General features: G+C 69.7%; 26 protein-coding genes. 24 read left to right on the top strand and 2 right to left on the bottom strand.

What is annotated here, in order from left to right; all coding sequences use genetic code 11:
• Positions 1–43: 43 nt before the first annotated feature.
• The 13 genes from DDW44_RS30770 (at position 44) to DDW44_RS30710 (ending at position 8058) form a co-directional block, all read left to right on the top strand.
• The gene (locus DDW44_RS30770; RefSeq protein ID WP_108908568.1) at positions 44–1354 is read left to right on the top strand and encodes a phage major capsid protein; all 1311 of its coding nucleotides are present in this window, start codon (positions 44–46) and stop codon (positions 1352–1354) included.
• Between the two features lie 80 nt (positions 1355–1434).
• Positions 1435–1704, top strand: coding sequence for a hypothetical protein (locus DDW44_RS30765; protein ID WP_244224163.1), 270 nt, complete (start codon positions 1435–1437; stop codon positions 1702–1704).
• Positions 1701–2948: a hypothetical protein gene (locus DDW44_RS30760; protein WP_108908988.1), complete on the top strand. Its 1248-nt coding sequence runs from the start codon at positions 1701–1703 to the stop codon at positions 2946–2948. Before DDW44_RS30765 ends, DDW44_RS30760 begins: the two co-directional genes overlap by 4 nt.
• Before the next feature lie 80 nt (positions 2949–3028).
• Entirely contained in the window at positions 3029–3442 is a 414-nt protein-coding gene (locus DDW44_RS30755) for a hypothetical protein (RefSeq protein ID WP_108908567.1), read from the top strand.
• Between the two features lie 67 nt (positions 3443–3509).
• Positions 3510–3992 carry an IPT/TIG domain-containing protein gene (locus DDW44_RS30750; RefSeq protein WP_108908566.1) on the top strand — a complete coding sequence of 161 codons (483 nt, stop codon included), beginning with the start codon at positions 3510–3512 and terminating at the stop codon, positions 3990–3992.
• Between the two features lie 69 nt (positions 3993–4061).
• Positions 4062–4553, top strand: a complete 492-nt coding sequence (locus DDW44_RS30745) for a hypothetical protein (RefSeq protein WP_108908565.1) — start codon at positions 4062–4064, stop codon at positions 4551–4553.
• 12 nt (positions 4554–4565) lie between these two features.
• Positions 4566–5432, top strand: a complete 867-nt coding sequence (locus DDW44_RS30740) for a hypothetical protein (protein WP_108908564.1) — start codon at positions 4566–4568, stop codon at positions 5430–5432.
• Positions 5433–5439: 7 nt separating this feature from the next.
• Entirely contained in the window at positions 5440–5769 is a 330-nt protein-coding gene (locus tag DDW44_RS30735) for a hypothetical protein (RefSeq protein WP_108908563.1), read from the top strand.
• Positions 5769–6302, top strand: a complete 534-nt coding sequence (locus DDW44_RS30730) for a structural protein (protein WP_108908562.1) — start codon at positions 5769–5771, stop codon at positions 6300–6302. Before DDW44_RS30735 ends, DDW44_RS30730 begins: the two co-directional genes overlap by 1 nt.
• A 69-nt stretch (positions 6303–6371) precedes the next feature.
• Entirely contained in the window at positions 6372–6626 is a 255-nt protein-coding gene (locus tag DDW44_RS30725; protein WP_108908561.1) for a hypothetical protein, read from the top strand.
• A 2-nt stretch (positions 6627–6628) separates the two neighbouring features.
• Positions 6629–7072, top strand: coding sequence for a hypothetical protein (locus DDW44_RS30720; RefSeq protein ID WP_108908560.1), 444 nt, complete (start codon positions 6629–6631; stop codon positions 7070–7072).
• Positions 7069–7392, top strand: coding sequence for a hypothetical protein (locus DDW44_RS30715; RefSeq protein ID WP_108908559.1), 324 nt, complete (start codon positions 7069–7071; stop codon positions 7390–7392). Before DDW44_RS30720 ends, DDW44_RS30715 begins: the two co-directional genes overlap by 4 nt.
• A gap of 75 nt (positions 7393–7467) precedes the next feature.
• Positions 7468–8058: a phage tail tube protein gene (locus DDW44_RS30710; RefSeq protein WP_108908558.1), complete on the top strand. Its 591-nt coding sequence runs from the start codon at positions 7468–7470 to the stop codon at positions 8056–8058.
• A gap of 97 nt (positions 8059–8155) precedes the next feature.
• Here DDW44_RS30710 and DDW44_RS30705 read toward each other — a convergent pair whose 3' ends face one another.
• The gene (locus DDW44_RS30705) at positions 8156–9085 is read right to left on the bottom strand and encodes a ParA family protein (protein WP_108908557.1); all 930 of its coding nucleotides are present in this window, start codon (positions 9083–9085) and stop codon (positions 8156–8158) included.
• A gap of 11 nt (positions 9086–9096) precedes the next feature.
• Positions 9097–10479: a ParB/RepB/Spo0J family partition protein gene (locus DDW44_RS30700; protein ID WP_167455555.1), complete on the bottom strand. Its 1383-nt coding sequence runs from the start codon at positions 10477–10479 to the stop codon at positions 9097–9099.
• Positions 10480–10720: 241 nt separating this feature from the next.
• Here DDW44_RS30700 and DDW44_RS30695 point away from each other — a divergent pair, with 241 nt between their 5' ends.
• The 11 genes from DDW44_RS30695 (at position 10721) to DDW44_RS30645 (ending at position 25034) form a co-directional block, all read left to right on the top strand.
• Entirely contained in the window at positions 10721–11251 is a 531-nt protein-coding gene (locus tag DDW44_RS30695; RefSeq protein ID WP_108908555.1) for a hypothetical protein, read from the top strand.
• Positions 11248–11535, top strand: a complete 288-nt coding sequence (locus tag DDW44_RS30690) for a hypothetical protein (protein WP_108908554.1) — start codon at positions 11248–11250, stop codon at positions 11533–11535. The genes DDW44_RS30695 and DDW44_RS30690 overlap by 4 nt, the downstream gene beginning before the upstream one ends.
• Positions 11528–15586 (top strand): hypothetical protein, encoded by a 4059-nt coding sequence (locus DDW44_RS30685; RefSeq protein ID WP_146207071.1) that lies wholly within the window; start codon positions 11528–11530, stop codon positions 15584–15586. Before DDW44_RS30690 ends, DDW44_RS30685 begins: the two co-directional genes overlap by 8 nt.
• Positions 15573–16511, top strand: a complete 939-nt coding sequence (locus DDW44_RS30680; protein ID WP_108908552.1) for a hypothetical protein — start codon at positions 15573–15575, stop codon at positions 16509–16511. The genes DDW44_RS30685 and DDW44_RS30680 overlap by 14 nt, the downstream gene beginning before the upstream one ends.
• 86 nt (positions 16512–16597) lie before the next feature.
• Positions 16598–17584 carry a hypothetical protein gene (locus tag DDW44_RS30675; RefSeq protein ID WP_108908551.1) on the top strand — a complete coding sequence of 329 codons (987 nt, stop codon included), beginning with the start codon at positions 16598–16600 and terminating at the stop codon, positions 17582–17584.
• Complete coding sequence (locus DDW44_RS30670; RefSeq protein WP_108908550.1) at positions 17584–18789, top strand: hypothetical protein; 1206 nt, start codon at positions 17584–17586, stop codon at positions 18787–18789. The genes DDW44_RS30675 and DDW44_RS30670 overlap by 1 nt, the downstream gene beginning before the upstream one ends.
• Before the next feature lie 56 nt (positions 18790–18845).
• Positions 18846–22739 (top strand): hypothetical protein, encoded by a 3894-nt coding sequence (locus DDW44_RS30665; protein ID WP_108908549.1) that lies wholly within the window; start codon positions 18846–18848, stop codon positions 22737–22739.
• A 13-nt stretch (positions 22740–22752) separates the two neighbouring features.
• Positions 22753–23124 (top strand): hypothetical protein, encoded by a 372-nt coding sequence (locus DDW44_RS30660; protein ID WP_108908548.1) that lies wholly within the window; start codon positions 22753–22755, stop codon positions 23122–23124.
• A gap of 127 nt (positions 23125–23251) precedes the next feature.
• Complete coding sequence (locus tag DDW44_RS30655; protein ID WP_108908547.1) at positions 23252–23755, top strand: hypothetical protein; 504 nt, start codon at positions 23252–23254, stop codon at positions 23753–23755.
• 87 nt (positions 23756–23842) lie between these two features.
• Complete coding sequence (locus DDW44_RS30650) at positions 23843–24169, top strand: hypothetical protein (protein WP_108908546.1); 327 nt, start codon at positions 23843–23845, stop codon at positions 24167–24169.
• 307 nt (positions 24170–24476) lie between these two features.
• Positions 24477–25034, top strand: coding sequence for a hypothetical protein (locus DDW44_RS30645; protein WP_108908545.1), 558 nt, complete (start codon positions 24477–24479; stop codon positions 25032–25034).
• Positions 25035–25479: the final 445 nt, after the last annotated feature.

The raw sequence follows: 25479 nt of genomic DNA, 5'->3' as shown, positions 1-25479 counted from the left end.
CGCACGCCTATCGCCCATCCAGCACAGGAGAGTGCAACCAACCATGGCTACCGCCAGCACCGACAAGAGCCTCATCCGGTCCCTCAAGACCCAGCTCGCAGAGAAGTCCGCGGAGGCCGAACGCATCGCCTCCACCTTCAAGGAGGAGAACGGCGCATTCGTCGTCTCCCCCGAGCAGCGCAACTCGTACGTGAAGGCCGTCCGGGACGCCCAGGAGATCAAGGGGCTCCTCGACGCCGCACAGGGCGCCGAGAACCTCAACGGCTACCTCGACGCCCCCGACGGCAGTTCCACAGCCGGGCAGCACTACGGCCGATCCACGCCCGGCGGACCGGAGGTCAAGAGCCTCGGTGACCTGTTCGTGGAGTCCGACGCCTACCAGCGCGCGGCCGCGGCCGACTTCAAGGACCGCCCGTTCATCCGCGCCGAGATGGAGGGCAAGAGCATCTTCAGCCTCTCCGCCGGCACCCACACCCACCAGGCACTCGGCGGCGTCCAGGATCTCGGCATCACTGAGGCGCAGCGCCGCAAGTGGCACATCCGTGATCTGTTCCCCGCGGCCAAGACCAAGAACGCGGTACTCCTCGGCATCCGCGAGACCGGGTGGGTCAACAACGCGGCTCAGGTCGCGGAGCGCCGGGCCGCCGACGGCGTATCCGCGCCGACCGGCACCGACACCGACGTGTTCGGCCGGGCCCCGCGGTCGAAGCTGAAGCTCGAGCCGGTCGCGTTCCCGATCGCCGAGATCGCGCACATGATCGACGGCCACAAGAACATCCTCAGCGACGAGCCGCGGCTGAAGCAGTTCATCAACTCTCGGCTCATCGAGGGCATCAAGTTCGCCGAAGACGTCGACCTTCTGCACTCGGTCGGTACCGACGGCACGTCCCTGACCGGCCTGTTCAACACGCCTGGCGTACAGACCTACACGGGCCAGTCGTCCGACAAGTATTCGATCCAGATGCGCCGGGCGATGACCAAGGCGCTCCTGGCCGAGTACGAGCCGACGGGCGTCGTCATCTCCCCGACGATGTGGGAGCAGGTCGAGGTCGAGACCGACGACACCGGGGCGTTCCGTGTCGCCCTTCAGGTCGCGGTCGGTGCTCAGAAGAAGGTCTGGAAGCTCAACGTCGTGGAGACCACGGCGATGCCGGACGGCAAGTACCTCCTCGGCTCCTTCGGGATGGGCGCGCAGCTCTACGACCGCGAGAACGTGTCCGTCACCGTCTCCTCGGAGAACTCGGACAACTTCGAGCGGGGCGTTCTCACGTTCCGTGCCGACGAGCGCCTGGCGCTGGAGGTCTCCCGCCCGGAGTCCTTCGTGATCGGCACGTGGACCACGCCGGCGGGCTGATCGGCGAGCTGAGCGGAGACGTAACGCGGGGCCGGGCCATACGGTCCGGCCCCGCATCCCTGTAGAGAGCGAGGACTGCCGTGGCAGACACGAACGGGCTGATCACGGCCCTCACGAGGCTCGTTGAGGAGCCCGCCGGCCCCCGCGGTCCGCAGTGCACCGTCGGGGCCATTCTCGACCTGCTCGATCCGCCAGCGGCCAAGAAGGTTTGCGAGGTGCTCGACACGGCGGCCATCAGCGCCACGCAGATCGCCGACGCCCTCACTGGCAGCGGGCACCCGGTGCGGGCTCCTGCCGTCGCCCGGCACCGCCGCCGCGGCGGCTCCAACGGATGCAGGTGCCCGCGATGAACCTTGAAGAACACCTCGACGCGCTGCTCTCGCCGGCCTCCGGCGAGCAGAGCACCCCGCCGGAGATCACCCGGCCCGCGGCCACAGCGCCGAAGGGCTGGGAGCCCGGCGTGCGGTACGAGCCGGGCGGCTCGATGCTCGTCACTGCTCCGGCCGCCGACGCCCCGCCCAAGGACGAAAGCGGGTGGCGCGCCCGCGTGGAGGAGCTGGGCCTGGCAGTACCGGGCGGATACCGGGTGCGGCTCGTGGAGGCCCGCCATGACCCGGCCGCCTGGCACCGTGACACCCAGGGCGAGGACGCGGTAACCCGGCCCGTGTGGCGCTGCCGGTACCTGATCGAGCCGACGGTGCCCGGTTGGGCGTCCGCCGAAGACCTCAACAGCCTGATCCGGGATGTGATGCGCCGCCGCCGCAAGCCCCGGACTCCTGGCGAGCAGCCCGCGCGAGCCCTCGCCGTGGTGTACGCCGACCCGCAGGCCGGGAAGGTCGGGCGCGACGGCGGCACGAAGGAGCTCGTGGCCCGGGTCGCCGAACGCTTCGACCGCCTGGAGGACCACCTCCGCGACCTTGGCAAGGTCGGGCGCGCGCCGGACTCGGCGTACTGGCTCGACGCTGGCGACTGCATCGAAGGGTATGAGAACGTCGCAAGCCAGGCATTCACCAACGATTTGACCCTCACGCAGATGGTGCGCGTGCACCGGCGGTTGACGTTCGAGGGCCTGGATCGGCTCGCCACCACCTTCCCGCGCGTTGTCGCCGCGACCTGCGGCTCCAACCACGGGCGGGTCCGGCGCGGCAAGGACCCCGTGGGCCCACCGCAGGACGACTGGGGGATCGAGGTTCTCAGCCAGATCGCGGATGCGTACGGAATGAACCCCGACGCCTACGGACACGTCTCCTTCGCCATGCCCGAGACCTGGCGCGACACCGTCAGCCTCAACATGGCCGGCACGATCGTCGGCCTCGCCCACGGCCACCAGTACGCCCGGCCGGAGAAGGCGCCGGACTGGTGGAAGGGGCAGACGTTCGGCCGCCAGCCCATCGCCGACGCCAAGATCCTCGTCTCGGGGCACTTCCATCACTTCCGCGCGCAGCAGCTCGGCGCCGGCAGGCTATGGGTGCAGGCTCCTACTCTCGACAACGGCTCCGACTGGTACGCCATGCGCTCCGGAGAGGTGTCCCAGCCCGGCCTGCTGGTCTTCTCCGTCACGGCGAGCGGATGGGACGACCTGCGAATCCTGTGAACCGCGTACGCGGGCAGGGCAGTACGGGGATGATGACGCCCTGGCGGCGCGGGGGGGCGTCGCGGGGGAGGGCGGACAAGATGCGCAAGGCGATGCTGACGGCCGTCGTGGTCCTGGTCGGAGCGCTGGTCGTCGGGTGCCAGGACGGCCCGGCGCAGGACGAGGATGCGCCGACGGCGGCGGCCGAGCGGGACACCAGCGCCGCGCAGGTCTGCACGACGCTGGTCACAGCGAGGATCGTGCAGGGCTGGCGGCAGACCGTGGGCAGCGAGATGGCCGACACGGGCCGCGACTCGGCCCGCGAGTTCGATCGCGACTTCAAGCCCGGCAGCCCCGAGTATGCGAGCTTCATGCAGCGCTACCAGGAGGGCCTGCCTCCGCTCACGCGCGACATCAAGCTCAAGGGGGTGAGCGAGGACGACGCGATCCTGGCACAGACAGCCGAAGTGGCGAAGTACGTCCGCCAGGACTGCGAGGTGGCGTACGGGTCATGAGCCCGCGACCGTAGCCCGGCCCGCCCGGCAACCTTCTCCTCCCGACCACACGAGGAGGAGATCCCTCATGGGCCTCTACAACGCGGCAGGCGCCCGCATCACCAAGGCGGGCTTCCCCGCCGCCGCCACCAGCGACCCCGAGATGCGGGTCACCGCGGACGTCTATTCCACCCGGGCGCACGACATCGGCAACCGCCCGAACGTCTCCAACGACGCCGTACCGGAAGGGTCGATCAAGACCATCCTGTTCAGGGCCGGCGCGATCCTGCGGCAGTCGCAGATCGACAAGCTGTTCCCGCCGGCGACCATCGCCACCGTCACCCCGGCGACCGGGCCCGTCGCCGGCGGCACGGTCGTCACCATCACCGGTACGAACCTCGACGGTGTCGCCGACGTCAAGTTCGGCACCACCGCAGGCACCAACCTCAAGATCCATTCCGCCACCCGCATCGAGGTCACCACCCCCGCGCTGTCGGCGGGCGCGAAGGACGTCAACGTCGGCGACGAGGTGGGCACCGTCACCAAGACCGGCGGCTTCACCTACGTCTGACCGGGACAGTAGGCGCGCCCGGGGTACAGGGTTTCTCCTCCAACGCCCGGATAACGGCAGGAGGACCCTGTGCCCACACCCCGCACCCGCAAGACCGCTGCGGCCGGCCCCGAGGAGAAGACTCCCGAGGCGCCGCAGACCGAGACCCCCGAGATCACCTCCGAGGTAGCGACGGAGGACAAGGCTGCGCCCGCGGACACCGAGACGAAGGTGCCCGACGTCGCCCCGCTGGAGCCGCCCACGGAGCCCGAGCCCGAACCCGAGCCTGCTCCGATCACCACGCCGCAGCAGCTGCTTCCCGCGCAGCTCGCCGACCGCATCGTGGACGAGGCCACCGGGGAGCTCCCGGCCGACCCGGACGCCGTGTTCGTCCCCGTGCAGCCGCACGGAAGCAGCTACCGGTGCACCGTGCGCCTGATCGAGCACGTCGGCATGGGCGCCTACAACACTCCTGCGAGCCGCCTACTCGTCCCGGTCGGCGCGGAGCTCCAGCGCCACCAGGCACAGCGGATCATCGACCGGCTCCGGGACCAGCTCCACACCGCCCCGGACTCAGAGTAAGGCAGGCTCCTGGTGACGGTGTACGACTACCGGCCCATCTACGGGGGCGCACTGATCGACCCGGGCCTGAATGGCGGGCAGGTCTCCCGGATCGACCTGTATGCGACCCCGGACCGCAACGGGACGGTCGCGGCAACGGCCGGGCCGGCGGTGCGGCAACGCTCGACGGTCTACAGATTCGCCCTGCCGGACAACCTGCCTGACGGCCGGTACTGGTGCACCGTCACCTTCACTCCGGGCAAGGATCTCCCGCCCGTCACCGACCGCACGGTCAAGGTGGACCTCCCGCGTGGCAACGGCCTGCTGGCTTCCGCCGAGCAAGTCGCCGACAAACTCGGCGTGCCTCTGCCGCTCACTGCCCAGCAGCGTGAATCCTTCCGCGACGCCATCACCGACGCTCAGGCCGACGTCGTCACCTACCTCGGGCGGCCTGTGGTGCCCCAGCCGAGGACCCTGCTCGGGGCCCATGCCCTGTTCGGGTACGACCTGGACGACGCGCAGGCGTGGCCGATTCACGACCTGGACGACGTGGTCTCGGTCGTCAGCCATGTCGACAACCTGGACGGCACGTACGACGTGCAGCTGCTCGTGGGCCTGGACGGCGCGGCCGAGGAGCCCATCGTCCGGTACATCGTCACGCACGCGGCGGAGAGCATCCGCAACAAGCCGTCTGCCACCGAGGGAACTCGGCGCGTCACCTCCGTCTCCGCCGAGGGGCAGTCGATCAGCTACGAAGGAGCCCCAGCCGCCGGGCAGGCCGGCGCGCCGCCGGAGCTCAACTCTCTGGCCGGGTACCGCAAGTACCTCTACCGGCCCATCCCCGTCGTCCCGGCAGTTCCCTGGCCGTACGGCCGCGGCCGCCGCTACAGCCGCTGGTGAGGCCGCCATGGCTGTAGTGCTGCCCGACCGGGACCTGACCGTGCATGTCCTGGCCCACCCCTGGGGCCGGGACGCCCACGGCGTCCCCGTGCCGCCCCCGCCGGACGCCCGCCCCGAACCGCGCGGAACGTGGCCCGGCGCCGCGAACGAGCAGTCCGACGGCTCGTGGACACTGCGCGTCGATCCCGCAGCGTGGCCTCTCGAACCCGGTGACGTGCTCAGCGACGGCACTCTCACGTGGACGGTGGTCACCGCGCTGCTGAAGAGGGTCCCCGGGTACGGCGCGGCCGACTACATCGCCGTCGTCGGCACTCGCAACCCGCCGGAGGCGCCGTGATGGCGAGGTTCCACGTCGAGCCGGGCCTTGAGGAGAAGCTGGCCCAACTCATCGCCCCGAAAGTCCACGAGATCGCCCGCGAGGTCGAGCGGCAGGCCAAGGTGTTCGCCCCGCCGACGAAGAAGTGGGTCACCGTCGCGGACGACAAGGTGCGCCCCACCCACGTGGCCGCGCACGACCAGGAGGTGCCCGCGAACCTTCGCTTCAAGATCGACTCGATGGACTGGGACCGCAAGCATCGCGGCCTCGGACCGTTCACGTACATGAAGGCCCCGAAGGATGAGTCCTCCCGTGCCGTCGCCAACATCAAGAACTGCCGCTGCCACACCCGGAGCATCCCTGACGGCATCTCCCGGAACATCCGCACCCTGCCGCCCGTCGTCGCGGGCAGCACGGTCACCGTGAAGGTCGTTGCCGAAGGAGATTGGGTCGTGCCGGCCGAGATCGGCACGGTCTACCCGGGGAACCTCGAAGCGAAGGGCACCTACTACATGGCCCGCGCCGCCGCGGTCGTCGCTGCACGGCACCGCTGACTGTTCCCCGGGGGAACAGCTCGCAGGAGCGGGCGACACAAGCCGCCCGCTCCTGCACTGTTCCGCCCCATGACGAACACCCGAAAGACCACCACGACCGCCGAGCCGGAGACCGCACCCACCCCGCAGGCGGAGCCCACCACGACCACCGAAGCTGTGCTCGGCCCGCCGCTGCGCGCCGGCCAGACCCCGGAGAAGGTCACCTTCGCCCACCACCTTCGCATCGGCCGCAACGACTTCCGCCCCGGCGACACCGCCGTGGTGTCCCCGGACTACGCCCGCCAGCTCCGCGGCAACGGCTACCTCGCACGCGGACGCTCCTGACCATGACCGACGCCTACGCCATCGCTGACGCTGACCCGGTGGCGGCCGTCCTGTCCTGGCTCGCCGAGCACCCCAAGGTGACCCAAGTGCTCGGCGGGCCCGGCCGCGTGTCCGGCACCCGCGAGGCCCCGTGGCCTCACCTGCGGGTTGCCCTCGGGCCGGGCGGCAGCCTCGGCGATCTGACGTGGCTCACCGAACCGGAGGTGACGCTGGAGCTGTTCGGCGACCCCAGCGGCTGGCCCGGCCCGGCCGCCATGAGCCGAATCCTCAAGGTGTGCGCTGTCGCCGTCACCGAGCTGCCCGGCAGCACCCCGTCCGGCACCCATCCCGTCATCAGCCGCGTCCGCCCGTCCGGCGTACTCCTCGAATCCCCCCTGGAAACAGGCCAGCCCCGATGGGTAATGGGCCTGCTCGTCTCGCTGCACCCGACCCCGGAGTCCTCGTGAACCTCAATGGCCCCCTCGTCAGCATCGCTCCCGTAGGTACCGACCCTGACGACTCCGCCGCCTGGACGCCGATCGGTGGCATCGCCGACGTGCAGTTCGACCAGGCGGACGCAGACGCCGCGCTCCTGGGCTCGTGGCGAGCGGCGGTGGTCAGCTTCGCCATGCCGGTGCGGTTGATCCGGCATCTCATGCCCATGAGGACCCAGTGCGCGGAAACACTCCGCGTCATCGAGGAACATGCCCAGCGGAAGCACATCGGCCTGCTCCTCAGCATGGCCCGCGCGCAGACCGCTCTTCTTCCGTGCCCGCGCCCCTTCTAGGCCCGGGACGCTAGCCCGGCCTGCCTCCCATCGTGACCCGGCCCGTAACCCCTGGCCACGAGGAGACGCACCGCCATGGCTGGCGAGATCACGAACGCGACGCACATCGTCGTCCCCGCACGAACCCGAGTCTGGCTCGCTCCCGTCGGTACGGCAGCGCCTGCCGATGCCACCGTGGCGATGCCGGCCGGCTGGTACTCGGTCGGCCTGACCACCGAGGACTCTCTGAAGTTCAACGAAGAGCCCCAGTTCGAACAGGTCAAGAGCGCCCAGACCGACTTCCCGTCCCGCACGTTCCAGACCAGCGACAGCGCGACCCTTGAGGTCGATCTCCAGCAGTGGAACGCGAAGAACTTCAAGGCCGTCTTCGGCGGCGGCACCATCACCGAGATCAACGTTGCCGGACCTCCGGCCACCACGCACTACAAGTTCGCGCCGCCGCGGATCGGCGGCCGCTCCGAGGTCGCCGCGTGCATCGAGGTCATCGACGGCGCGAAGGCGTACCGCTATGTCATCCCGCGCTCCATGCAGATGGAAGGCGTGCAGACCGACCTACAGAAGGCCAAGGAAGCGGTGCTGCCGCTGCGCCTGGCCGTGCAGGGCGGCGACGACGCGGACGCCTGGTACCTCCTGACCAACGACAGCTCGTTCGACGACGCCCCGTAGTCTTGGAGGCGCACAACGAAGGCCCGTACTGGGCGCGGGAGATGGCGACTTCCGCGGCCGGTACGGGCCCTTGCTGTTCCCCAGGGGAACAGCCCTCTCAGGCGTTGTCGAGATCCACGAACCCGAGGGCCGTGGCCAGCTTGTTGTAGTCCTCGATCGGTGCGGCGTTCTTGGGGCCCCAGGCGTGCACGGGGGCCTGGCGCCGGTGCTGCTGGCGGACGAAGCTGCTCCAGCGGACCTTATGGAGCTGGAAGTGCTCCCCGTATGTCCTCGTCATGGACTCCACCGTCGCGTCCCCCTCGGCGTCCGGGCGGCCCGGGGTGGGGGTTCCGGCCATCACGATGTGCTTGATGGTGGGGGCGGTCTTACGGCGGCGGGAGCGTGCGTTCTGCTGGTTCCGCATCTCCGCCAGCTCTTCGAACGTCGCCTTGAGGTCGGTCTCTTCCTTGCTCGTGACCAGGACCGGCGGAACGATCTCGTCGTCCTCCTGGAACGGGATCAGCGCGGACACCACGAGCTTGCTCAGCGACGCCGGCAGGTCGAGCAGCCACACATCATCGTCGCCCTCGTACTCGTCGCACAGCTCGCGGAACCAGGTGATCAGCTGCTCGTTGCCCTCCTGCGTCGTCTCGGTGTCGAAGTTCTTCACGTTCCGGGAACCAGGAACGATCCGAAGATTCTCGACCTCCTCGTATTCGGCCGGCGCGCCCGTCGCCGCATCCGCAGGGTTGACGACGTAGCGGAACGGAACGGTGCAGTCCTCCAGAGAGGCGCCGTGCATCAGGTCGTAGATGGTGCCCTGGCCCGCGGGCAGCTCGTCCATGGCGCAGCCGATGTGGCTGGCGCTGCGCTGGTGGTCGAAGTCGAAGACGCGGACCTTGTAGCCGCGAAGGGCGAGAGTGACCGCCATCATGATGATGGTGCTCGTCTTGGCGCTGCCGCCGGTGATGATGAACGCGGCGAAGAGCAGCGGCCAGTTTCGGCCCTCCGGGCGCAGGTCACGCCTGGGCAGGGTCTTGTTGGACATGGAGTCTCCAGTCAGCTGATGGGGTCGGCGTCGGGTTCTTCGTCGGCTCCGGGGAAGGGAACGCCGAACTTGGTGAGCTGTGCTCGCTCCCACCCGGTCTGCGGGTGGTAGTTGCCGACCTCGATCAGGAGCCGGACGTGATCGGCGTCGGTGCGGTCCCACTGCCGACGGCCGTCGCGGGCCCGGACCTCGCCAGCAGCGAGGGCCGTAACGAAGGCGACACGGTTGATGAGGTCGTCTTTGCCGGACGACAGTACGGCCTCGAAGTACGAATCGGTGTCGCTGATCGTGAATTCCGCCTGGCTTGCCTCACGGAGCCACCTGTGTGCCCGGGTCCGGGCGGGTGCCTGCTGCGTGTTCGCCAGCAGAGCGCGAGCGAACAGCGCGTCCTGCTGCTCCGCCGTCAGCTTGGCGCCCAATCCGACGAGGTGCTTGCAAGCGGACTCACGGTCCGCTGAGGCGTTGTTGCGGTGGGCGGTGTCCTTGTCAGCCGCAATGATCTTCGGCTGCGGCGTCTGCGTCTTCGGCTTCTTCCCGGTCGCTGTCTTCTCGTCGGACGCCGGGGTCTCCTCTGCGCCTGACGCAGGAGCAGGGCTCGCCGCCGGCTCCGCGGTCCGCTGGATCGGTACGTCGTTCCCCTGGGGAACACCGTCGCCCCCGTGGATGCGCTGCACTGCTTCACCGAGAGAGATCTCCTCGTCTCGGATCAGCTCCCAGGCGCGGATCTGGTTCTCGGGCTCGGCGAACTTGCCGAGGATGTCTCGCGCGAGCGTGACACCTGGGCCTTCGTCGGTGCCGACGACGTCCTGGAGCGCGGCGGGGAGCTTCAGGAGCTCGATCCGCCGGGAGACGTGGTTCGGGCCGCCGAGGCTGAGCTCTTCAACGATCTCCCGGTAGCTCATCCCCTCCTCGGTGTTCATGCGGTAGAACCGCCGCGCCTCCTCCATCGGGGAGAGCTGCTTGCGGTGAAAGTTCTCAACGAACAGGACCCGCCGGATCTTCGGCGCCACGTCGTTGCGCAGGACCGCGGAGATGTGGCTCAGGCCGGCGGCCTGGTGGGCGCGCCAACGCCGCTCGCCGAAGGCGAGCACGTACTTCGTGGTGATGCCCTCGACCTCGGGATAGCACTCGGTGAAGACGGAGGCGTGAATCACCGACACGTCTTGGAGCAGGCCGTCCTTCTTGATGCTTTCAGCGAGGTTTGTCACGTCCCCGGTGTCCCGGTCGTTGAACGGGTTCGCCGAGATGTCCGAGAGCTCGATGCTCAATGCCTCGCCGTCCGCCTCAGTGGGCGGGAGTGCGTAGAACGCGGCATTCGCCTCGGTGCTCGGGGATGGGACGTTTGCGCCACCCCCGCTGCTGTTCCTCTTGGCCCTCTTCAGGTTCCCTGCCACAGATGTCCTTCTGATAGCTGCGAGATGCGGTCGAGGTAGAGGCTAGTCCCCAGACCCCCCGGGTCTGTGCGCAGATGGGGTGTACACGCGGCCGGCTGTTCCCCCGGGGAACAGCCGAGAGCCGGATTCCTCGGCGGCCGGCGGCTGCTGCCGCCAGGCCGAGACGTAAGCGCGGGGCTCTTGCCACAGTCGCCACCCCCGCCGCCACCAGCGGCAACTCACGAGCTTCTGCGAGGCCTCAATGCAGTACGACCTCAACCTGGACGAGATCGCCGAGCGCGAGATGGCTTACCCGGACGGAATCAACGTCCGTCTCAACGGCCACGGCTTCCGCTTCCCGGCCGAGCTGCCCGCCGCGGCACTGACCCCGCTCCTGTCCAAGGAACTCGACCTGATGGGCCTCCTCGGCGACCTGGTCCGCTCCCAGAACGGCGGCAGCACCTGGCAGATGCTGGAGCTGCTGTTCCAGCGCCGCGACCTGCCCTCGAACTTCCTGGACGCCCTCGACGCGGTGTTCGGCGAGCTCCTCGGCAAGGAAGCGTTCGAACGCTTCCAGTCCGTGAAGCCCTCGGTACCCGCATACTTCCGCCTCACCGTAGGCCTGGCCAAGCTCTACGGAGTTGAGCTGGGAAAGCTCTTTGGGCTCGGCGCCTCCTCCGAGAGCGATGGCGAGACGTCGAGTCCGACCTCAGCCGATTCCACCACGGGCTCGACGCCCGAGGTATCTGGCTCCGTCCCGGACAGCCCGGCTTCATCGGACTCCGACGCTTGATCTCCTTCCTCGACGGGCTGCCGGACGAGTCCCGCCTGAAGTCCGCGCCGATCGGCGGCTGGACCATCCAGACCGAACTCCTGGCGCAGCTCATCGAGGAGGTCTCCCTGCTCGCCGCCGACCGACGCCGTGAAGAGCCGCGGACGGTCACCCGCCCGTACAACACGGCACCAGCTGTTCCCCGGGGGAACAGCGCCCCGGCGCAGCAGTCCGCCCCAATGAACGGCCACCGCAAGATGCTCGCGGCTGCCGCACGGAGAGGAATGGTGCGCCCCAGTGTCTGAGGGCTTGCAGGCCGGCCGCCTCGAAGTCACCGTCGTCGCGGCGCTCGACGGATTCGCCCGCGAGCTGCGGACGAAGGTCGAGGCGGCCGCCGAGGGCCTGGCTGCCAAGGTCCAGGTCGAGGTTGACGACAGCGGCCTGCGTAAGCGCCTGGAGAAGGCCGTGAAGAAGGCGTCGAGAGGCGTCACGGCCAAGGTCCAGGTCAAGGTGGACCGCGACCGGCTACGAGGTGAGCTCGAAGAGATCGCCCGCCTGGTCGGCAACAGCGACGCTCGCATCAACGTGCCCGTACGCCCCGACGAAGACGGCGACGGAAGCGGGGCGCGCAGGGGCGGCTTCCTCGACCGCATCCGCCGTCTCCTTCAGGGCGCGCAGCGCGACGTAGACCGGACACCGATACATGTGCCGGTCAACGTGAAGACGCCGAGACTCGGCCGTGGCCGGATGCGTGGCCTCCTCCTCGGGGCGATCGTCGCGCTCGCTCAGCCTGCCGTCGCGTGGGTCACGCAGCTCGGTGCCGGACTCACCGCGCTCGCCAGCGCGGCCGCGCCCGCGGTCGGCATTCTCGGCACGCTCCCTGGCCTGATCGCCGGCGCCGGCATCGCAGCGATCGGCGCCAGGGTCGCTTTCGGAGGCTTCGCCGACGCCCTGAAGGAGTCGCTCAAGGCCCAGACCCAGCTCGCAGCCGGCGGGAAGCTGACTGAGGCCCAGCAGAAGAAGCTCGACCAGGCGATGAAGGGCTTGTCGAAGTCGGCCCGCGCGACCGTCAAGGCGATCTCCGGCGTCAGCGACAAGTGGAAGGACATGCGGAAGAGCGTCCAGGAGTCGCTCTTCTCCAAAATTGCCGACCAGGTCGAGCCGCTTACGAACGCGATCCTCCCGCGGTTTGAGTCGGCACTCGGCTCGTCCGCGGGCCAGGTCGGCAACCTGCTCCGCGCCATGTCGAAAGGCGCCCAGACCAACTCGTTCAAGAAGGACTTCGACCAGGTCGCCGCTTCCAGCAACAAGGTCGCCGGGTCCCTGATTGCCGGGCTGAAGAGCATCGGCCACGCCGTCGGCGACTTCGTCGTCGCCTCTGGCCCCGCGGTCCAGCGGGTGGCCGCGCTGGGTGAGGGATGGGCGAACTGGCTGCGCGTAGCCACCGAGTCCAACCGCGCTGACGGCTCCATCGACCGGTTCCTGCAGCGGTCCATCGACAAGAGCAAGCAGCTGCTGCGCACCACCATCGACCTCGGCCACGGCCTGGCCGGCATGGGGCGCGCCGCGAGCGCATCCGGCAACTCGCTGCTCAAGGGCCTTGAGTTCCAGATGCGCTACTTCAACGCCTGGGCGAACTCCGCAGAGGGCCAGAAGCGCATGAAGGCCTTCTTCGACCAGTCGCTCCCCGTGTACCGAGAGACCATCGGCCTGCTCGGCGATCTCGGCAAGGGACTCGCGAAGATGGCCACCGACAAGAGCCTGGTGAAACTGGTGCGCCAGATCCGCTACGAGCTCATGCCGTCCGTCGGTAGCTTCCTCGACCAGCTCGGCCGCACGGTGGGCCCGGAGCTGATCAGCCTGCTGTCGTCACTGGCAGGCATCTTCGAGAACCTGGCCACGGCAGGGCTCGGCCTGGCCGTCGTCGTGAAGGCCTTCGCCTCCCTGGCAGTCGCCATCAACAGCGCCTTCCAGGCCGTCCCCGGCCTTGGAACAGCGCTCGGCTCCTTGCTCGGCGTACTGCTCGCCCTCAAGGTGCTGCGCGGCGTGTCCAGCATGTTCACGGCGCTGGGTACCTCCATCGCGGGAGCCGGTACCGCTCTGGCCGGTCAGCCGGCGCGGATCGCAGCCGTCACCAGCGCGTGGCACCGGGCTGGACTCGTGTACCAGCGCATCTCGCAGCAGACTGGCGGAATCGCCGGCGCCGCACGCGGAGCGACCGCTGCGACTCGCGTCATGTCCCGCGGTCTCACCGGAGTGTTGGGCCTGGTCGGTGGTCCCCTTGGCCTCGCCCTCGGCGTGGGTGCCGTTGCCCTCATGGCCTTCGCCGACCGGCAGCAGGACGCCGCGCAGGCCGCTGCCGAGCACCGGGCGCAGGTCCAGACGCTCGTTGACGCCCTGCGCATGTCCAACGGCGCCATCGATGACAACGTCGTGGCCCAAGCTCGCAAGCTCGCTGTCGAGTCCGAGTGGGGCAAGGCGGCCTCGAAGGCCGGCGTCAGCACGGAACAGCTGACCCGGGCGATCCTCGGGCAGGGCACCGACCTGGACGCGCTCGAAAAGAAGCTGCGGGCTGCCGCGAAGGCCACCGAATACTGGAAGGACGTAGCGGGCGGCAAGTCCACCATTCGCACAATGACCGAGGAGGGCAAAGCGGCGCTTGCTGCGGCCGACGCGATCGGCAAGCACGGCACGAGCCTGGCCGACGCCCGCAAGGAGCTCGAAGAGACTGGTGTGCTCCAGGACGCATTCGCCCGCAAGGGCGTGACCGCATACGACCGGGTGCGGGATGCCGTTCAGAGGCTGGCTGACTCGACAGGTGACGCCGAATCCCGTACGTCGGCGTTGAAGAGCCTCATCGAGGCCCTGTCCGGCAAGACGCGCTCGTACGCCGAAGCGACGCAGAGGCTCAATGCCCGCCTGCTGGAGATGCGGGAGTTCGCCAAGGAGAACGCCGGCGCGGCCAAGGGTAAGCCCATCCTCAAGGACGGCCTCCTCGACACCAGTTCTAAGCTCGGCCAGGACATCTACCGGCTCTCGACAGGGCTCGCCGATGACGCCCTCGGCAAGGTGCAGGCCGCGTTCGACAAGGCCGGGGCCGCCGGCAAGCCGCTCGTGGAACAGTTGGCGGCCGCGCGGATCGAAGCGGAGAAGGGCCGCGGTTCGCTGGTCGCCTGGCTGAGATCCCTCGGCGTGGGCGCCCAGGACGCCGAGAAGATCGCTGACCAGATGGGTCTCATTCCCGACAGTGTCGTGACGGGCCTCAAGCTGGAGGGCCAGGACGCCGTCACCGTCGCCATGGCCGGTATCCAGGCCCAGTTCGACGGCCTCGGAGACCCGAAGTCGATCACGGTCAACATGCTTGACGAAGGCGCCCGGGAGAAGCTGGAGACCCTCGGCTTCGAGGTCAAGAACCTGGAGGACGGCCGGTTCGAGGTCATCGCGAAGACCGAAGACGCGAGAGCCAACCTGACCACCTTCATCGACACGGCCAACACGATGCCGGCGAACAAGTCCGTCAGCGTCGCTGCGCAGACTGCCAAGGCACACGAAGACCTCAGAGCTGTCGCCGAACGGGTCGCGAGGTTCAAGGACAAGCCCTTCACCATGAAGGCGCTCACCGGCGATGCGGTGACCGCACTCCGGAACCTTGGCTTCAAGGTCGAGGCGGTTCCCGGGGCGAAGGGCGCCAAGCAACTCAAGATCACCGCGCCTCCTGGCACCGTGAACGCCAACGTGGACGCCATCAACAGGAAGATCAACACCATTGCGCCCCGCAACGTCGGCATCGGCGTCTACCTCAAGGCCACCTCTTGGGACCGGGACGCCAACGGTGTTCCCGACCTCATCCAGGCAGTGCCGCAGGCCAACGGCGGCGTCGTGGACTACTTCGCCAACGGCGGCATCACCGAGGCCGCCAAGAGGATTCAGCAGTTCGCCAACGGAGGGATTCGCCGCGCGGAGAGGCACATCGCACAGATCGTCCCCGCCGGCTCGTGGCGGGTCTTTGGAGAGCCGGAGACTCACGGAGAGGCGTACGTGCCTTTGGCCGAGTCCAAGCGGGGCCGCTCCAAGGCGATCGTGGAGGAGGTTGTCCGCCGGTTCGGTGGCGCGGTCGCCTGGTTCGCCAATGGAGGCATCCACGACCAGACCGGCGGCGCCATGGCTGCCCACCGCAGCACACGCTCCACCGCCACGGCACCGCGCGCTGCTGTTCCCCAGGGGAACACCGCGCTCGTCGGCGGGGACCTGAACCTGACCATGACCGCCGAGCCGATGCGGCCGGCGCAGGCCCTGGGAGAGACGATGTTCGAGCTCCGCCGTATCCGCCGGGGAGGCGCACATGCCTTTGGCTGAGGGTGAGTGGAACCTGCAGTACGCCGCCAACGGCATCCACCCGGCCGCGGACTTCACGTTCGGCACCATCGCGAGCGGCTACTACCTGCTTGAGCCGGTGGAGATCGCGTACGGCGATATGGACGCCGGCGACGTCGCCATGCCGCGGGAGGACGGCATCCGGCTCGGGCAGGACTGGAAAGGCCCGGCGACCCTCACGTTCGAGGTGGGCGTGGACACGGTAGACGACGCGCCCACCGCGGCCGGCCGCCATGGCGCGAACCTCGACGCGGTCTCGGTGATGCTGCAGGCGTGGGATGGCGAGGCGGTCCGCCGCCGCTTCGGTACCCCGGCAGTGCTGCGGACGATGCAGGCCGGGCGGGCGCGACGGTTCTTCGGCCGCCCGCGGAAGTGTGCCCCGGCCGGGTCGCGGTTGACCCGCCAGGGCTACACCCCGGTCGTGGCCACCTTCGCGTGCCTGGACGACACCGCGTACGACGACGTCGAGCAGAACATCCGTATCGACATCATCCCGGCACCGCACCGCGGGCTCGTCGGTCCGCTGACCACGCCGCTGTCGATGACCGGGGCGGGCTCCAGCAAGGTCCCGGGCGAGGTCCTCATCCGCGGCTCCAAGCCGACCTGGCCCGTCATCACCATCTTCGGGCCGATCGCCAAGCCGGCGTGCGAACTCGTCGGCCGGTGGAAGGTGAGCCTCGACCTCAACCTCGCGGCGGGCGAGCGCGTCGTCATCGACCCCCGCCCGTGGGCGCGCACCGTGCTGCGGAACGGCGCGAACGTCGCCGGGAAGGTCACCCGGGACTCCCCGGTGCTGGCGAACCTGCGGCTGCCCGTCGGCCGGCAGGACTTCATCCTGCGCGGTTCCGACCCGACGGGCATGGCGTACATGACCGTCGCCTGGCGTGACGCCTACGCCTACATGTAGGGCGGAGGGGGAAGCAGGGCGCGACGTAAGGCCCTCGGCCAGGCGACAGTCCGCCGCTGAGAACACCAATCAGCGGAGGTACAGCCATGCCGTGGGATTCCGTTCCCTGGTTCACCGAGGGGGGCGCCGAGCACTCCAGCGAGGTCGCGCGAGTGCTCGGATACGCCGCGTTCGGCGGTCACGAGGGCACCATCGGCTCAGCCGATCTGCAGGTGAAGGCTCTCTCCTCACCGGCCGCGAAGATCCAGGTCATGCCGGGGGCGTGTGCGATCCTCAACCGGGCATCGGGCTCCACCTACCAGGCCTACGCCGCCCGGCTGCCCACCACCGACACCGTGGACATCCCCGGCACCGGCTCGACGGCCCGCAGCGACCTGATCGTGGCACGTATCGAGAACCCGTACAGCTACGGGGAGACCTGGCCGAACCCGTCGGACCCGAAGGTGGGCCCGTACGTCTTCACCCGGGTGATCTCCGGGGTGCCGAACACCACCAAGAGCGTCCGGCAGGTCACCGGGAACTTCTCGGCGATCACCCTCGCCCGCATCGACATCCCGGCGAACACGTCGTCCATCACCCAGGCCATGATCAAGGACCTGCGGGAGATGGCGAACCCGCGGCGGCAGCGCCAGGTGCGGTACATGCACGGCCACCGCACCGGCGGCGACTCGGTCGGCGACGTCAAGCTGCCGGCGTGGGAGGAGTTCCCGCAGGGCTGCCGGTGGCCCATCGAGATCCCGCCGTGGGCGACCCGGGCCACGATCATCGCCACCTGGTCCGGGCTGAACCAGAAGAACGCCAAGGACTCCTACGGCTACCTCCGGGCCCGCCTCGGGTCGGCCACCACGCTCATCACCAACTTCGACTGCGACTGGGAAGGCACTGCGCAGCGGCACACCTTCGTCGGGGGCGGGCAGATCGACATTCCCGCGTCGATTCGCGGGACCGTCCAGGACGGAGTCCTCGAGGGCTCCGGTGCCGTGGCCTACACGGGGCAGCTCCTTGCGGACGCGGGCAGCACGATGTTCTTCGACATCGAGTTCGAGGAAGCCCCGCGTGAGGACACCTTCTGATGGCGGAGGGCTGGCGGTTCATCGCCGTGCGCGCGCTGCCGGAGGAGGTTCTCGACTGGGAGGTGCCGCTGACCCTGTCATCGAACCCGCGCCGGGACCTGTCCGGGCCGGGGTCGATGAACGGCGCGATCGAGCCGGAGTACAGCCGGCTCCTCGGCCCGGACGGCAGGCCGATCATCGAGGAGTGGGGCACCAAGCTGTTCCTCGAAGTCGACGGAGCTCTGCGGTGGGGCGGCATCGTCACCAAGACCTCGTTCGACGGGCCGAAGGCGATGGTGCAGTGCGAGGGGTTCTCCGCGTACGCGCACGGCATCCCGTACGAGAGTCACATGCTGTCCGGGCCGCTGATCACCCCGAAGGACCCGTACGCGGGCAAGGACAAGAACAACGACGGCTGGGTGGACGGGAAGAAGGGCAAGCAGAAGGTCCCGCCGCCGCCGAAGCCGTACGGGGGGCCGCGGATCGACGCGTTCGTGGCCTTCCGGAACATCTGGAACCACATCCAGTCGCGGCCGTACGGGAACATCGGCTTGACGATCGATGACGGGTACCTGGGGGAGCTCCTCGGCGCGGCCGACGGCTCCGACCCGTGGGAGCTCGCCTGGTGGAACCATCCCGACTGCGGGCAGGCACTCGACCAGCTCGCCCAGAGCATCCCGTTCGACTGGATCGAGACCCACGCCTGGACCGGGACGGGCAACCAGATCGACTCCCGTATCCGGCTCGGCCGGCCCCGGCTCGGCCGCAAGCGCGACGACCTGCGGTTCGCCGACGGGGAGAACATCGCGGCCATCGCCAAGCCGGAGGGTATGGGCGATGAGTACGCGAACGAGGTGATGGTCCTCGGCAAGGGCGAGGGCCGGAAGATGTGGCGGTTCCAGGTCCACCGCTACGAGGCGGGCCGGCTGCGGCGGGTCGTGACGGTCGCGGACAAGTCCCTCAAGACCGCGGCCGCGATGCGGGCCCGCGGGATGAAGGAGCTGAACGCCCGCACCGGGTCGATCCAGATTCCCGCGATCCAGCTCATCAACCACCCCAACGCCCGGTTCGGTTCCTGGCAGCTCGGCGACGACATCCGCGTCCAGGTCCACGTGCCGTGGTACGGCGACATCGACCTGTGGCACCGCATCGTCTCCGAGGAGATCAGCGCGGACGGCGGCACCTGCGTCCTCGGCCTGCGCCGCAGCGATTCCTTCGTGTACTGACCGGCCGCCGGGCAGGGCGCGACGTTAAGGGGCCGCGGGCCGCAGCATCCGCGGCCATGGCGACATTCCTCGACGACCAGCGCGAAGCCCGGAGAATCGCGCAGCTCCTGCACGACTACGACCGGCGCCTGCAGGCGCTGGAGCGCGAGACGCAGGCGCCGTACACGTCCATCGAGGGCGGCGCGATGGACATTTACGACGCCGAGGGGCAGCTCAAGGGCTCCGTGGGTGTCCAGCCCGACGGCGGTGTCGCCCTGGTCCCCGTCAACACCCCCGCACCGCCCACGCCGACCGCGCCCACGGTCGAGCCTGTTCTCGCCGGACTCCTCATCGGCTGGGACGGACTGTGGGACGACTCGTACACCACCCCCACCGACTTCTCCCTGATCCAGGTCCACGTCGGGCCGGCCGCCGACTTCACGCCCGACGTGTCCACCCTCGTCGCCACGATCACCGCCCCGCTCGGCGGCACCGTCACCGTCGCCATCGAGGGCTACGCCACGGTGTACGTCCGCCTGGTCGGCGCGAACACCGCCGCCATCACCGGCCCGCCCTCGGCCGCGACGGAAGGCACCCCGCGGCAGGCTGTCGAGCAGGACCTGGTCGACGGCATCGTCACCGAGACCAAGCTCGCCGCGAGCGCCGTGACCGCCGCGAAGATCGCCCTTGCCGCGGTGAACTCCGCGGCCCTGGCCGACGGCGCGGTCCTCGCCGACAAGCTCGCCAAGAACAGCGTCACCCAGGCCGCGCTCGCCCAAGGGGCGGTCACCCTCAACGCCCTCGGCGGCCCGCTGGGCGACTCCGCGACCCAGCGGTACGTCGACATTTTCCGCGACCCGGCGAGCTGGCAGCAGCTCGCCGCGTCCGGCGGCGGCACGTGGGTCATCGACCCCGCGGCCACCGGCACCCCGTCCGGCGGCGGGCTGCTCACCGCCACCGGGGACGTGCAGCTCGCCGGGAAGGCGCTCGCCGCGCAGGACACCGACACCCTGTACCGGGTCATGGCCCGGGTCCGGGCCACCGCGCAGGACCCCAGCGGCCCGGCCACCCTGTACGTCGGCGCGGTCGGCGTCGCCGACGACGGCATCACGCTGGTCAACCGCTCGGGCCTCGCGTCGAACTCGATGCACTACTACTGCGGCACCAACGGCGGCACCCTCACCGTCGCCGACGGCTGGAAGACGTACGTCGGCTACCTCCAGGGCCGCGCCGCGCAGGGCGCCACCGCTCCCGCCGGCCCGCAGACCGACCCGCGCCTTCCCGGCACCACGCACGCCAACGTGCGCTTCCTGCGGCCCGTGCTCTGGTTGAACTTCGGCAAGTCGACGGCGTCGGTCATGGAGGTCGACGTCTTCACGATCGAGGCCCTGCGCACCGGTGTCGTCAACTCGACCAACCTGGTCACCGGCTCGGTCACCGCCGGGGCCATCGCCACGGATGCCGTGATCGCGGGGAAGGTCGCAGCGGACACGATCGGCGCCCGGGAGCTCCAGGCCAACTCGGTCACCGCCGCGGAGATCGCCGCGGGCGCGGTGACCACCGACAAGCTGACCGTCACCGGCGGCTCCAACATCCTCCCCGACCCCTCGTTCGAGGGCGCCCTGACCGCGACCCTCGTCTCCGGCCTGTCCTACGCCACCCAGGACAAGACCCGCGGGAACGGCTCCGCATCCTCCGTGAAGATCGATGGCCGCTCGGCCACCCCCGTCTACCGGGACGTCCCGCTCACCCTGATCCCCGCCCTGGAAGGCGACCAGCTCTACCTGGCATGCGACTACTACCTCTCGGCCGACTGGGCGGGGAACTCGGCCAACCTCTACGCCCGCTGGGAGGACGCGGCCGGGAACATCCTCGGCTACGGCGTCGCCGGCACCGGCACCAGCCCGATCCGGGAGGCGTGGACCCGGTTCGCGGCCACCGTCACCGCCCCGGCCGGGACGACCCGGGCGAGCATCCGCCTGCAGAACGCCAACACCACCGCGGGCGACGCCTGGTTCGACAACGCCGCGCTGCGCCCGGTCGTCCCGGGGGTGCAGATCGCGGACGGCGCGATCACCGCCCCGAAGATCCTCGCCGGGGCCATCACCACCGACAAGCTCCTCGCCCTGGCCGTGACCGCGGAGAAGATCGCCTCTCTCGCGATCACCACGGACAAGCTCGCCGCCCTCTCGGTGACCGCGGACAAGCTGGCCGTCAACTCCGTCACCGCCTCCAAGATCGAAGCGGGGGCGATCGACGCCGTCCACATCAAGGCCGGGTCGATCAGCGCGGACAAGCTGTCACTCGGCAGCGACGGCAACCTCATCGCCGACCCGTCGTTCGAGGGCGCCGTCACCGACCAGCGCCTGGTCGGACAGACGCATTGGAGCCTGGCCACCGGCAACGGCACCCCCCGCGGGGTTCAGGTGAACGCCACGGCCGCGGCCGCCGTCACCCGCACCCACACCCTCGCCCTCGCACCCGCCACCCCCGGGCAGAAGATGTTCCTGGCCATGGACTACCTCGCGTCCACCGACTGGCTGGGGGTGCGGGTCAGCATCTACGCCCGCTGGGAGGACGCGGCGGGAAACACCCTCGGCTTCAGCACCGTGACCCCCGGAGCGGGGAACGTGGTCCTCGGCTCCTGGCAGCGCGTCGCCGGCGTCCCCACCGAGGCCGCCCCGCCGAACACCGTCCGCGTCCGCGTCGCCCTGTCCACCGTGGACTCCACCGCCGGCACCGTGGCGTACGACAACGTCGAAGCACGGCCCGTCCTCGCCTCCGGAATCGCCGGCGGCCGCGCGGAGCTGTCCCCGATGGGGCTGACGCTGTTCGACGGCGACGGCCAGGAGGCCGTGGCCCTGGTGACCGGCCGCCCCAACTACCTCACCATGTCCACCGACGGCCTCCCCGTGGCCACGATCGACCAGCACGGCAACGCGGGTTTCGGCGACCTGGCCGTCGCCGGCAGCTTCACCGTGGGCGGCGACCCCATCGACGGCCTCCTCGCCAACGGCGCCCGCGGGATCATCGCCCAGAGCCAGCAGTCCGGGACGGTCACCGCGGGCACGACCGACTTCGGATACGTCGAGCTCGCCTTCGAGGCCGACGCGAGCCGCATGTACCGCGTCGTCCTGGACGTCTACGCCGACCCGTCCGTGGCCGGCGGCGAGCTGGTGCTGGTGTTCAAGGACGGCGGTGCGTCCGCCCCCAGCATCGGCTCCCCGCAGATCCAGTCCGGCATCTACCCGATGACGACGGACGGTCTCCGCCGAGTCCGCATGGAGCTGATCAAGTCCGGCGCCCAGTTCGGTGCCGGGCTCCACCGCCTGCTGTCGACCTTCCGCTGCAGCGGCGGCCCCGCAGGGCAGAACGTGGCCCTCAAGGGCAGTACGGGGTGGCCCGGCCTGTTCTACATCGAGGACACCGGCCCGGCCGTCCCGGACACCGGCGTGTTCAACACCGGCGGCGGCTCGTCCACCCCGCCGAAGACGACGGTCACCAAGACCTACGCCGCGTCCTGGTCCGGCTCGTACGCCAACCGCGGGTCCTACAACAGCTACTACGGCAACCAGATGATGTGCGGCTACGTGTCGTCGACCAACGGCGTGCAGGCGTCCCTCGTCGGCTTCCACCCCCAGCTGGCGACCGACCTGTCCGGGGCCGTGATCAACAAGGCGGAGGTCTACCTCTACTTCGACCACTGGTACGCCAACGCCGGCGGCACGGCCGTCATCAAGGCCCACAAGCACGCATCCCGCCCGTCGACGTTCTCCTCCGACGCCGAGTCCATGTCCGTCGCCTGGAAACGCAATGAGGGCAAATGGGTCAATATCACCAGCGTGTTCGACTCCACGACGTGGCGCGGCATCGCCCTGGACCCCAACTCGACTTCCTCGACGTACTACGGCTCCGCCCGCGGCGTCGGGGAGACCTACCCCCCACTGCTCCGCGTCACCTACACCAAGTAACAGGAGGAACCCGGTGCCCCTCTCCACCCTGCTCGCCGAGCACGACCTTCTCTGCAACCCCAAGTTCGGCTCCCGCGTCCGCATGGCCCTCATCCGGGTCGCCCGCGACGTCCTGAACGAGGACCCCGCCACCCCCGGCAACCCGCTCCGCGTCGGCTTCGCCCGCACGGTGCTCACCCCCGGCGACTTCACCAGCCCCGGCAACGCCTCCGTCATCGCCGCCGACCCGACTATCTCCACCGCGGCCGCGGCCGGCGCGATCGAAGGCGACCCGGACAGCGCCCAGGCCGCGCTCACCGACGAGCAGATCGTCACCGCGGTGAGCGCGGCGTGGAACGTCCTCGCCGGATACAACGGCGCCCCGCCGTACTCGTCGGAGCCCTGATAGAGACGAGGCCGCGACGTTAGGCCGGCGGCCCTGCACCGTTCGGCCTGCGGGGAGCCGCGGGTGCCAGTCAGCGCCCGCGGCTCCCGCGCACCCTCACTGACCGATCCATCCACGAGGAGGCGCCATGGACTGGCTCACTTCCGCGGCGCCCATCGTTGCCCCCATTTTCGGCTCGCTCGGCGTCATCGTTGGCGCCTTCTTCAGCTACCGGCAGGTCAAGCGGAGGGGCGACGCCGACGAGAATGTGGCCGCCGTACAGGCCAAGGCCGCCGCCGAAGCCGCAGAGGGCCAGACGTACGTCGAGGCGATGAAGACGGTCACGGCGGGGTTCTCCTCGCTCCTCGACCAGCAGCGCGGGATGCTCGATCAGCAGCGCGTCCTCCTGGACCAGGAACGCACCATGCATGCCCAGACCGTCCAACGGGTGGCGATGCTGGAGGCCGGGCAGCTGGAGCTCACCCGCGAAGTCCGCGAGCTCCAGGAAGAGCAGCGCAAGGATCGCCGCTGGAAGGCTGCCGCGCTGGACTACATCCGCGACCTTCGCGGCCTGGTGGTGAAGGCCCTCGGCCGCTCCGCGCCGGAGCCGCCCGAGGAGATCGCGGCCGACATCGCCAGCCTCGACCGGTGACCCCGGCCGCCGTCGCCGCCCGGGACGCAAGCGGCGGCCGGGCAGCACAGTCCCGCCTACTCATCACCGACAGACGGGAGACGTCCTATGTCCTCGCTCACGCTCAACTCCGTCGCCGCAGGCTCCGCCGTCGGCACGCTCCTGCCGCTCCTCACCGCCATCGTGCAGCGGCCTCAGTGGTCCGTGCGGGCGAAGCAGATCGTCGCGGTCGCCATGGCGCTGGCCGCCGGCGTTGTCACGGTCGCCTCCGTGGGCGGGCTGGATCAGTTCCAGCACGGACTCCCGACCCTCGGAACCATCGCCACCGTCCTCGCCGCGTCCCAGAGCACCTATGACCTGATCTGGAAGCCCACCAGAATCGCCCCGGCCATCGAGTCCGCCACCAGTCCGAAAGCCGGCTCAGCGGCCGGATAGAGCTGCTGGATACAGGCCCTGCCGGGTCACGCGGGTATCATCCGCATAAGGTGGCCGCCGTGCCGCCGATCTCGCCGTCGCAGGAAGCGACCTTGCGGCTTTCGGGGCTGTCCTACTGGTTGGGCCCGGAGCGTTGACCGCAGGGAAGCGCCAAGCAAACTGCGCCCCTCCGGGGGCCCAGGGTCGGGTACTGGCCGCTATCCGGGATGATCCGGCTCGCGGGGAGATCGGGCGCAGGGCGGCCACCTTCCCCTATACCGCTGTCGGCTTCGGCCGACCATGATCGATCCCAGGAGGGCCAGCCGGGATGGCGGCACCGCAGCAAGACGCGCCTGACGGCCGGGGCTCCCGCCAGAGTCGATGGACAGAACCTGACCTGGTTGCAGTCACCGAGCAGATCAAGGCCCTCAGCGCTCTGACCAACCGAGAGTTCGCCGCGGAGCTTGCTGCCTTCATCGCAACGGACAACGACGACCGCGACCAGGTCGTGGCGTACGCGATCCGCTCGCCCGAGCTCGTCCGCAAGGCCCGGCGCCTGATTCCGGACATCGTGCGGGAGCCGGAGAAGTACCTGCCCGCCGTTCCCGGTGAGTCCAACAACGCACATCGCCGCCGCCTGGCTCAGGTCCGGGCCAGGGCGGAACACGAAGCGGAGATCCTGTTCCGGGTGCAGGCGGGAATGGTGGCGCGCCGGGGCCACCTGATGCCGGAGCCCAGTCCCCGTTCTCGAGCGCGTCGCCGTCTCGCCGACGAGTACCCCGAGCGGTTCCTGGAGCTGGTGCGCGCGGAGGAAGAGGCCGACCGGGCGCGGGCCGCGGAGCGAACGGCCGAACGCAAGAGGCAGCGCGACGCGGCTGGCCAGTAGGTCGAGTCGTTCGCTTCGAGGGCGTACCCCATGCGGGTGCGCCCTCGTTCCATGCGCGTACCCCGTACCCCCGTACCCCGTACCCCCGCGCCTCTGGGTACGGGGGTACGGCGTTCCTTCCCCGTCCCCCGGGGTCTCCGCCGGGGACGGGGTACGGCCGCCGGGCGCAGGGGTACGCAGGTACGCGGTACGGGTAAGCCGAGGTACGGGTACGGCGTTCGGGTACGGGTACGCCGCCACCTTCAGGTACGGGTACGGGTACGGAGAGCCTCCCACAAGGTACGGTCATATACGCAGGTCAGATGGGGTGCACCCGGCCCGTACCGTGGGTGGTCGGGGTGTGACGGGAGCCGCACCCTCGTTCTGCAGGGGTGGCGCTGTTCCCCGGGGGAACACCTTGCGCCGCATTCGCGCGCGGAGGGCTGAAGGGGGCGTACCCCTTCAG

It is taken from the genome of Streptomyces tirandamycinicus, assembly GCF_003097515.1.
GTDB classification, from domain to species: domain Bacteria; phylum Actinomycetota; class Actinomycetes; order Streptomycetales; family Streptomycetaceae; genus Streptomyces; species Streptomyces tirandamycinicus.
This window is presented reverse-complemented; position numbering and strand designations above follow the sequence as displayed.

Bases quoted from the DNA above. Each gene is read 5' to 3' on its own strand.
- DDW44_RS30770 (WP_108908568.1), top strand. From the start codon at position 44: ATGGCTACCGCCAGCACCGACAAGAGCCTCATCCGGTCCCTCAAGACC.
- DDW44_RS30760 (WP_108908988.1), top strand. From the start codon at position 1,701: ATGAACCTTGAAGAACACCTCGACGCGCTGCTCTCGCCGGCCTCCGGC.
- DDW44_RS30755 (WP_108908567.1), top strand. From the start codon at position 3,029: ATGCGCAAGGCGATGCTGACGGCCGTCGTGGTCCTGGTCGGAGCGCTG.
- DDW44_RS30750 (WP_108908566.1), top strand. From the start codon at position 3,510: ATGGGCCTCTACAACGCGGCAGGCGCCCGCATCACCAAGGCGGGCTTC.
- DDW44_RS30735 (WP_108908563.1), top strand. From the start codon at position 5,440: ATGGCTGTAGTGCTGCCCGACCGGGACCTGACCGTGCATGTCCTGGCC.
- DDW44_RS30730 (WP_108908562.1), top strand. From the start codon at position 5,769: ATGGCGAGGTTCCACGTCGAGCCGGGCCTTGAGGAGAAGCTGGCCCAA.
- DDW44_RS30725 (WP_108908561.1), top strand. From the start codon at position 6,372: ATGACGAACACCCGAAAGACCACCACGACCGCCGAGCCGGAGACCGCA.
- DDW44_RS30720 (WP_108908560.1), top strand. From the start codon at position 6,629: ATGACCGACGCCTACGCCATCGCTGACGCTGACCCGGTGGCGGCCGTC.
- DDW44_RS30710 (WP_108908558.1), top strand. From the start codon at position 7,468: ATGGCTGGCGAGATCACGAACGCGACGCACATCGTCGTCCCCGCACGA.
- DDW44_RS30705 (WP_108908557.1), bottom strand. From the start codon at position 9,085: ATGTCCAACAAGACCCTGCCCAGGCGTGACCTGCGCCCGGAGGGCCGA.
- DDW44_RS30695 (WP_108908555.1), top strand. From the start codon at position 10,721: ATGCAGTACGACCTCAACCTGGACGAGATCGCCGAGCGCGAGATGGCT.
- DDW44_RS30680 (WP_108908552.1), top strand. From the start codon at position 15,573: ATGCCTTTGGCTGAGGGTGAGTGGAACCTGCAGTACGCCGCCAACGGC.
- DDW44_RS30675 (WP_108908551.1), top strand. From the start codon at position 16,598: ATGCCGTGGGATTCCGTTCCCTGGTTCACCGAGGGGGGCGCCGAGCAC.
- DDW44_RS30670 (WP_108908550.1), top strand. From the start codon at position 17,584: ATGGCGGAGGGCTGGCGGTTCATCGCCGTGCGCGCGCTGCCGGAGGAG.
- DDW44_RS30665 (WP_108908549.1), top strand. From the start codon at position 18,846: ATGGCGACATTCCTCGACGACCAGCGCGAAGCCCGGAGAATCGCGCAG.
- DDW44_RS30655 (WP_108908547.1), top strand. From the start codon at position 23,252: ATGGACTGGCTCACTTCCGCGGCGCCCATCGTTGCCCCCATTTTCGGC.
- DDW44_RS30650 (WP_108908546.1), top strand. From the start codon at position 23,843: ATGTCCTCGCTCACGCTCAACTCCGTCGCCGCAGGCTCCGCCGTCGGC.
- DDW44_RS30645 (WP_108908545.1), top strand. From the start codon at position 24,477: ATGGCGGCACCGCAGCAAGACGCGCCTGACGGCCGGGGCTCCCGCCAG.